The following is a 7,366-nucleotide window of genomic DNA, read 5'->3' as shown; positions in this document are numbered from 1 at the left end:
GATCGAATGCTTCTTTGGCAAAATCAAACACTTCCGAAGAATCTTTGCCCGCTTCGAAAAATTGCAGCGTAACTTCATGGGCTTTCTTCGCTTCGTCTCAGCACTCATCTGGTTGCGTTGAAATGTCAACAGAACCTAGTGTTATAATTAAATGCACTAATCTTGTGTGTCCCCATTGCTGGCGTAGCTCAGTCGGTAGAGCAGCTGATTTGTAATCAGCCGGTCGGGGGTTCGAATCCTCTCGCCAGCTCCACGCTTCCCGCCTTAAGCCCCTTTAACCGAGTGGGGCTCGTTTAACGACGTTGTCGTCGGATATCTAAGCGCCGTACGAATTCGGCGATGATAAGTTGATAGAGTCTGTCGCCTAGGACTTGATCTTCAATGCCTGCATCGATGTTCGGGTTGTCATTTATTTCGATAACGCATACGCCGTTCTCGGTTTGTTTCAGGTCGACCCCGTAAAGCCCGTCTCCAATCAACTTGGCAATAGCCAGGGCGGTATCGACGACAGCGTTTGGAGTCTCTTCAATAGCCAAAGTTCTAAAGTTTCCTTCCACCGCTTTTCCCGACGCCCGGTGTCTGACAACCTGCCAATGGGCGCGAGACATGTAGTACTGACAGGCGAACAATGGCTGTCGATTTAGGATGCCTATTCGCCAGTCAAATTCCGTATAAACGAACTCCTGGGCGAGGATCAGATCGGACTCCTTGAATAGTTTCTCCGTAAGCGTTTTGAATTCCTTCTCGTTGTCAGCTTTGAAAACACCACGAGAAAACGAGCCGTCCGGGATCTTTAGCACTACGGGGAAGCCGATGTTGCCATCTACGGATTCAACATGTCCCTTTTGCAGAATGCTGCTTTTCGGTGTTGGAATGCGGTTCGCGGCCATCAGTTCAGCTAAATATACCTTGTTGGCGCACTTCAGGATGGAGTCCGGATCGTCCATGACCACCATGCCTTCAATCTGTGCCTTTTTCGCGAATCGGTATGTGTAGTGATCGATGTTGGTAGTTTCGCGGATAAAAAGGGCATCGTATTCGGCTAGCCGCTCGTAATCCTTCCTCTCAATCAGTTCTACATCGACCCCGTGCTTTTTCCCGGCTTTGACGAATTTTTGTAGGGCGCCGGCATTGGATGGGGGCATGATTTCCGCTGCATTACGCAATACGGCCAAGTCGTAACGGGACGTGTTCCTGATGCGAGGCGCGCGCCATGGTTTGGCGAGATAGCCGTTCAAGGCGTCGATGAAGAGTTGCCGGTTCGGTTCGCTCAGCGATCCCGTGAGATGCATAGGCTTTACGGTATCGATATGCCACTTGCCCTGATAGCGGAACTCGACCTTGAGCAATGGACATTGAAATAAGTCGAAGATTTGCCGAGAAAGATCCTGCAGATTTGGATCTTCGCTGCGACCGAAGAAAATCGGCAACTCGAAAGTCTGGTCGATTTCGCGTTCGCGTTTCTTGAATCGTTTCTGGATAACGCCGCTAAGATCCTCGATATTAAGGCTATAAATAGCTTTGCTGCTGAGGCTGGTGAGGGTTCTTACGGTCGGAATGACCCGGTGGCTGCGGGGTTCCGCCAGCAGAGAGCAAAAATACCCGGTGCTAAGATAGCGATAGCTGCGACACAGGTTAATGACGCGGATGTCTTTGGTTTTCAGGTACTCCGCCTTTGACAAGTAGTCGCGTGCTGCGACGACCTGCACACGCGGATAATCCGCCTGCCAGTCCTTCAGGCTTTCTACAACGACAATGTGGACTGACATGTCAGTGACGCCGGCGCGATTTTGCCTTGCGAAGGATTAAAACCGATTTCTGGCCGGTTTTGCCGTAACGAGCCATCCGTTGAAAATCCTTTTTATGGATGGGCATATTGATGCAGTCGGTGGACGTTTTTCCTGCGGCGTAGTCGACATACGGATCGTGCACGTAGAAATAATGTTCATCGAAACCCGTTACCACGATCCAATGGGGAAACTTTTCCTGATAGAGCCGGTACGAGCTTATGAGTACCACCGGTATACCGCCTTGTTCCATTTTTTCTTGCAGTTCATTGTAATTGAGCGCGCCGTATACAATCTTTACCGGCAGCTTCTTTAACTCGTCCAGAAAATCTTCCTGTACGACTTGCATTACCTCCCGCTTTTCGGGGTCGCGTACCGAAGTAATGAAGAGTGCGCCCTCGTCGTTGACAAATACTTCGACATCGAAGCCTCGGTGATAGGCTGAAAGCGCCAATCCATAAGGGCCGCAGCCGCCGTGTCCAGACGTCATGAAAACGGTGGTTGATTCGCGCCAGATCCTCAATTCCAGCTTTCGGTGTAGTTCCAAATCGGTTTGCAAGGTCCTCATGGCCATCATCAGGGACGCCGGCCCGCAGGTGAAATCCAAGGTCTGCTGGTAGTAAGGCACCCGCGCCAGTTCCGGATTCAGGTGGGGCGCCAGCATTTTTTCGAAGCGCAAGGCCGAGGCGTGATCCTCGTAGTAGTCGGGTACGCTCTCCAAATAGCGGTAGCCGAGCCCCTCGAAAAGTTTGATCGAAGGCAGATTGTCGCGCCGCACTTCGAGCCGCAAGGTTACGCACTCCCGGTCCAACGCCAAGCCTTCCGATGCCTCCACCAGATTCCGCCCTATTCCCTGGCCGCGATAGGGCGTATCGACCGCGTAGGAATACAAGCGAGCCAACGACGTACCGGTATGGAACAGCACCATGGAATATCCGCGAATGATTCCCCTTTGAACATCCACGACGGTTGTCGCATTTGCCTTGGTGAGAAGATAGCGGAAGTTGCGTCGCGAAATGCGGTCGATATCGAAGCATCGGTCTTCGATCCGAACAAGGGCGTCCAGATCGTCCAAGTTGGCTGCGCGAATCATGAAGCGTTGTGGAGGCAAGACGTCGAAAAAGGTGTAAGGCGATTCAGCTCGGACATATTACCCGAAAAATAGTGACCGCTAAGACTGAAAGTAGTCCGGCGAACGAGCCGGCGGCCGTTCAACGATCAACGGAGCCGATTCTCTATGTCGATGCGTTCCCAAGGCAGGTCGGTGAACGAGGCGCCGACATGGCCGTGGGCGGGGAGCATCCGATAGAAGCCGGTTTTGTGGCGGGCCGGCAGATGGCGGAGGCCGAAATCCCGGATAATCGCCCCCAGGCGGAAATCGATGCACTCGCTCAGCCGGCTTTCGATGAGGCCTTCGGCGATAATGGCGGTGCCGTGGGTGCGCACCTGAAGGCTGACCGGCCGCGCCTGGCCAATGGTGTAGCTCAGCTGGACTTCGCATTCGTCCGCGAGCCCGGCGGCAACCACGTTCTTGGCGGCATAGCGGGCGACATAGGCGCCGACCCGGTCGATCCGACACGGGTCCTTGCCGGACAAGGCCGACCCCGAGTGCCGCGCATAGCCACCATAGGTGTCGCTCGCGCTCTTCCGCCCGGTCATGCCCGAGTGGGCCGCGGGACCGCTCTTCGGGAAAATGCCCCGCGGGTTGATGAAAATATCGGTCTCATCGTCCGGCCGGATGGCTTCGCTCTCGAAGACCGGGCCGACGACGTATTGGAGCAGGTCGGCGCGAAGCGCGGCGGCGTCGATCAGGTTTCCCCCTTGATAGCCGGCGATCAGGGTGATGCTTTGAATCCTTTTGGGTTTGCCGTTCTCGAATGCCACGCCAACTTGAGTGGTGCAGTCGGGAGACAAATAGGGAATGGTTTTGCCTTCACGTACCGCGGTCAGCTGCCGGGCCAGGCGATTGGCCATGGTAATGGGGAACGGCATCAGTTCGGCGGTCTGGTTGCAGGCGAACCCGAACTGGGTGATCTGGTTGCGGACGGTGATCCGATCCAGCTCCTTTTCGGTCAGCTCCCGCTCGTCCCATTCATAACGTTGATCGAGCGGCTGGGCCATCAGACTGGTGACCACCGTGCACTCGGCGGCGTTGAAGTCTTCCTTGCGATACCCGACCGCACCCACGACCTCTCGCGCCAGATCGGGAATGTCCACCGTCGCTTTCGACGCGAAACGGGCGGCGACGAACACGATCCCCTTCGACAAGGCGCACTCGGTCACGACATGCGAGTAAGGATCCTGCTGCAGGAAGCGATCGACGATAGCGTCGCTGATGGTGTCGCAGAGCCGGTCCGGGTGGCCTTCGGCCACCGACTCGGAGGTAAACAAAAAGCTCTTTTTCATGATCGTCCCTCTTCTCGGTGTGACCCGTGTTGCAACCGCTTGACCCCTTCATTGACCAGAAACGGCGTTGTTGCACCTGCGGCAATCGCCAGCCAGTCGAGGGGGGCGATCGGAGACAGTCGCAGCAGCTTGCGGAGGGGAGGTAAAAAGGCCGCCCCGACTTGCAGCGCGGCTGAACCGATCAACGCGGCATTCAAGAGCCGGTTAGGCGGCCGTTTGTGCTTGTCGAACACGCTGGTGTGCTCCGAGCGGCAGCTGATGGCGTGCAGCAACTGAGCGAGCGTGATGGTCATAAACGCATTGGTACTGGCAGCGGGGCCCAATCCATACCGGGTCAGGCTATAGCCGTAAACCGCCATAGAGCCGCCGGTGAGGACCAGTGATTCGCGCGCGAGCTTGAAGGCGTCGGTGCGGCGAATAATCGGCTCCGCCGGATCGCGGGGCGATTGTCGCAACACGTCCTGCTCGGGCGGTTCGAGCGCCAAGCCGAGACCGGGCAGGATATCCGTCAACAGGTTGATCCACAGCAGTTGCATGGGATTCAGCACTTCCCCCGCGCCGGCCGCGGTGCCCATCAACATGATTTCGATTTCGCTCAAATTGCTGGAGAGCAGGAAACGCAGGCTTTTTCGGATGTTCGCATAAATGGTTCGTCCCTGCTCCACGGCGGCGATCATGGTGTGCAGGTTGTCGTCTTCCAACACCACATCGGCGACCGACCGGGCCACCTCGGTGCCGCGCTCGCCGAGCGCCACGCCCACGTCGGCCGCTTTTAAGGCCGGACCGTCATTGATGCCGTCGCCGGTCATGGCCACCACGCGTCCGGCCTGTTGCAGCGCCTGGACGATCCGGAGCTTGTGCGCCGGGCTGACCCGCGCGAAGACCGTGGTATCGTTGACGATGCCCGCGAGCAGATCCGGGTCGAGCTTGTCCAGGCTGGTGGAATCAACGATTTCGAGCGGCCTATCGCCGTTCAGTCCCAAGCGTTTGCCGACGGAGAAGGCGGTGGTGCTCTGATCGCCCGTAATCATCACCGTGTTGATTCCGGCTTCATGGAATTTTGCCATCAATTTGTTCATCCCCTCCCGGAGGGTGTCTTCCATGCCGACCAGGCCCAGCCAGACCAGGTTTTGGGTGATGGCGGCGGTCGACGTTTCCGCCGAGTGGCCGAAGGCCACGCCCAGCACCCTAAGGGCTTGCCCTGCCATGGCTTCGTTTTGCGCCAGAATGGCGTTTCGCTGCGCCTCGTCCAGGTCAACCCGGACGCCGCGGTCCAAGCGATGCGTGCACAGGCCGAGCACGTCCGCGGGGCTGCCCTTGACGGCGATGAGATGTTCGCCGTCGCCATGGCCGTGGGCTGTGGCCATGTAAGGCCGGTCTTCGGCGCGGTGCACCGTTTTGAGGAGCGGATGGCGCTCGCGCACTGACTTAATGTCTTCGCCAGCCATGAGTGCGATGTCGACCAAAGCGGACTCGGTGGGCGAGCCGTCGAGTTGCAGGTTGCCCCCATGTTCAAGCAGCTTGACCTCGCTGCACAGGCAGACGATCTCAAGCAGGCGTTTGAGGTCTTCCTGCTCAGTCAAATCGAGGGGCTCATTGTTCAGGAGCAATGTGCCGTTGGCACGGGTCACGGAAGCGTCCGGCAGTTCGATGCTGACGGCGCGCATCCGGTTCTCGGTAAGCGTCCCGGTCTTGTCCAGGCACAGGGTTTGGATCGAGCCCAGCCCCTCCACCGCGGGCAATTGCCGCACCAGCACTTTGCGCCGCTGCATTTCCTGAATGCCGAGGGCCAAGGTGGTGGTCGCCACCGCCGGCAATCCTTCCGGCACCGCGGCTACCGCGAGGGAGATGGACGACTTCAACATTTGCAGCCCGCCGAAACCGCGCAGCAGACCAAGCCCGAACATGAAGGTGCAGACGCCGCCGGACAACAGGGCGAGCTGCGTCCCCATCCCGTTCAACTGGCGCTGGAGCGGTGTCTCCGGCGGTTTGATCTCGCCCACTAAGGACTGAATCACGCCGATTTCGGTGTGCGTGCCGGTGCAGACGGCAACGGCGAGGCCGCTGCCGCCGGTGACGACGGTGCCGCGGTGCACCATGTTCTTCCGGTCCGCCAGAGGCGTATCCGCAGCCGCCAAAAAGCTATGATGCTTGCTGATCGGCAGGCTTTCCCCGGTGAGCGCCGATTCGTCTACCGTGAGGCGGTTGCTCGAGACGAGCCGTCCATCCGCCGGGATGTAGAAGCCGGGTTCGAGCACCAGAATATCGCCGGGCACCACGGCTTCGAGCGCAATGTCCGTCCGATTGGCGTCCCGAACGACGAGTGCCCGGGCTGGTGTCAGCTGGCCCAGGCTGCCGATGATTCGCTCGGCCTTGCTCTCCGTGACATAGCCGATGGCGGCGTTGATCACCGTCACACTCAGGATCACCAGGGCGTCGGCGACGCCGCCCGTGGCGATCGAGACCGCCGCCGAGAGGCCGAGCAGCGCGACCGGCGGATTCATGAACTGGCCGGCAATCATAGCCAAGGCCGAGCGCGGCTTTTGTACGCTCAAGACGTTCGGCCCGTAGCGGAGCAGTCGGGATTCGGCATCGTCCGCACGAAGGCCCTGCTCGCGGCTGCTGAGTGCCTCTAGCACGGCACTGCTTTCGACAGAGTGGAAACTCTGACGGGGTGGACCTGCGGCGGCTTCAAAGATGGCCTTGGAGCGTCCGGTATCCTGTGTCTCTCGTTTGCTATGATCGCTCTTTAGCTTTTGACTCAGGTGGGCTAGAAGGCTTCGAGTCACGCCGCCCGGTTTTTCGAACCCAGCTGCCTTGGATTTTGCCTTAGACTGAGCGACGGCGATGGGCGTCCACTGCGAGCGGGCGCACCGTTCCAGTTCATTCACAATACGGTCGATAGGTCGATCGGGCTCGAACCGGATCAAGGCGCTGCCGGTAAGCGGATTGGCGCTTACGGAGTCGAACAATCGGCTCTTGCCCGGAAGTTCCTCGAGAGCCTGCTTCATGATTTCCGATCGATAAAGCCCGCGGACCTTAACCCGAATCCGGCCGGGGGCGCCATGATGGACGAGCGTAATCAGGATAAGCCCTGCGGGGCTTTGCTTGGAGAAATGAATTTGGCGGATGGCGCTTTGATCGAGCGTACCGTTCATCGGGAAACTCGTTCC

Annotated in this window: 4 protein-coding genes and 1 tRNA gene; 1 reads left to right on the top strand and 4 read right to left on the bottom strand. The window is 58.3% G+C overall.

Annotation, left to right across the window (positions count from 1 at the left end):
* Positions 1–177: 177 nt before the first annotated feature.
* Positions 178–253 (top strand) — tRNA-Thr (locus VEB01_RS04855).
* Between the two features lie 40 nt (positions 254–293).
* On the opposite strand, the gene VEB01_RS04850 is transcribed toward VEB01_RS04855, so the two are convergent.
* From VEB01_RS04850 to VEB01_RS04835, 4 genes are all read right to left on the bottom strand, one after another.
* On the bottom strand, positions 294–1,769 hold the full coding sequence (locus VEB01_RS04850) for a RimK family protein (RefSeq protein ID WP_324873309.1): 1,476 nt from the start codon (positions 1,767–1,769) through the stop codon (positions 294–296).
* Position 1,770: 1 nt separating this feature from the next.
* The gene (locus VEB01_RS04845; protein WP_324873307.1) at positions 1,771–2,880 is read right to left on the bottom strand and encodes a GNAT family N-acetyltransferase/peptidase C39 family protein; all 1,110 of its coding nucleotides are present in this window, start codon (positions 2,878–2,880) and stop codon (positions 1,771–1,773) included.
* Positions 2,881–3,005: 125 nt separating this feature from the next.
* Complete coding sequence (gene metK, locus VEB01_RS04840; protein WP_324873305.1) at positions 3,006–4,193, bottom strand: methionine adenosyltransferase; 1,188 nt, start codon at positions 4,191–4,193, stop codon at positions 3,006–3,008.
* Complete coding sequence (locus tag VEB01_RS04835) at positions 4,190–7,351, bottom strand: cation-translocating P-type ATPase (RefSeq protein ID WP_324873304.1); 3,162 nt, start codon at positions 7,349–7,351, stop codon at positions 4,190–4,192. Before VEB01_RS04835 ends, metK begins: the two co-directional genes overlap by 4 nt.
* Positions 7,352–7,366 lie beyond the last annotated feature (15 nt).

Source organism: Methylocaldum sp., assembly GCF_035627495.1.
Lineage (GTDB): Bacteria > Pseudomonadota > Gammaproteobacteria > Methylococcales > Methylococcaceae > Methylocaldum.
This window is presented reverse-complemented; position numbering and strand designations above follow the sequence as displayed.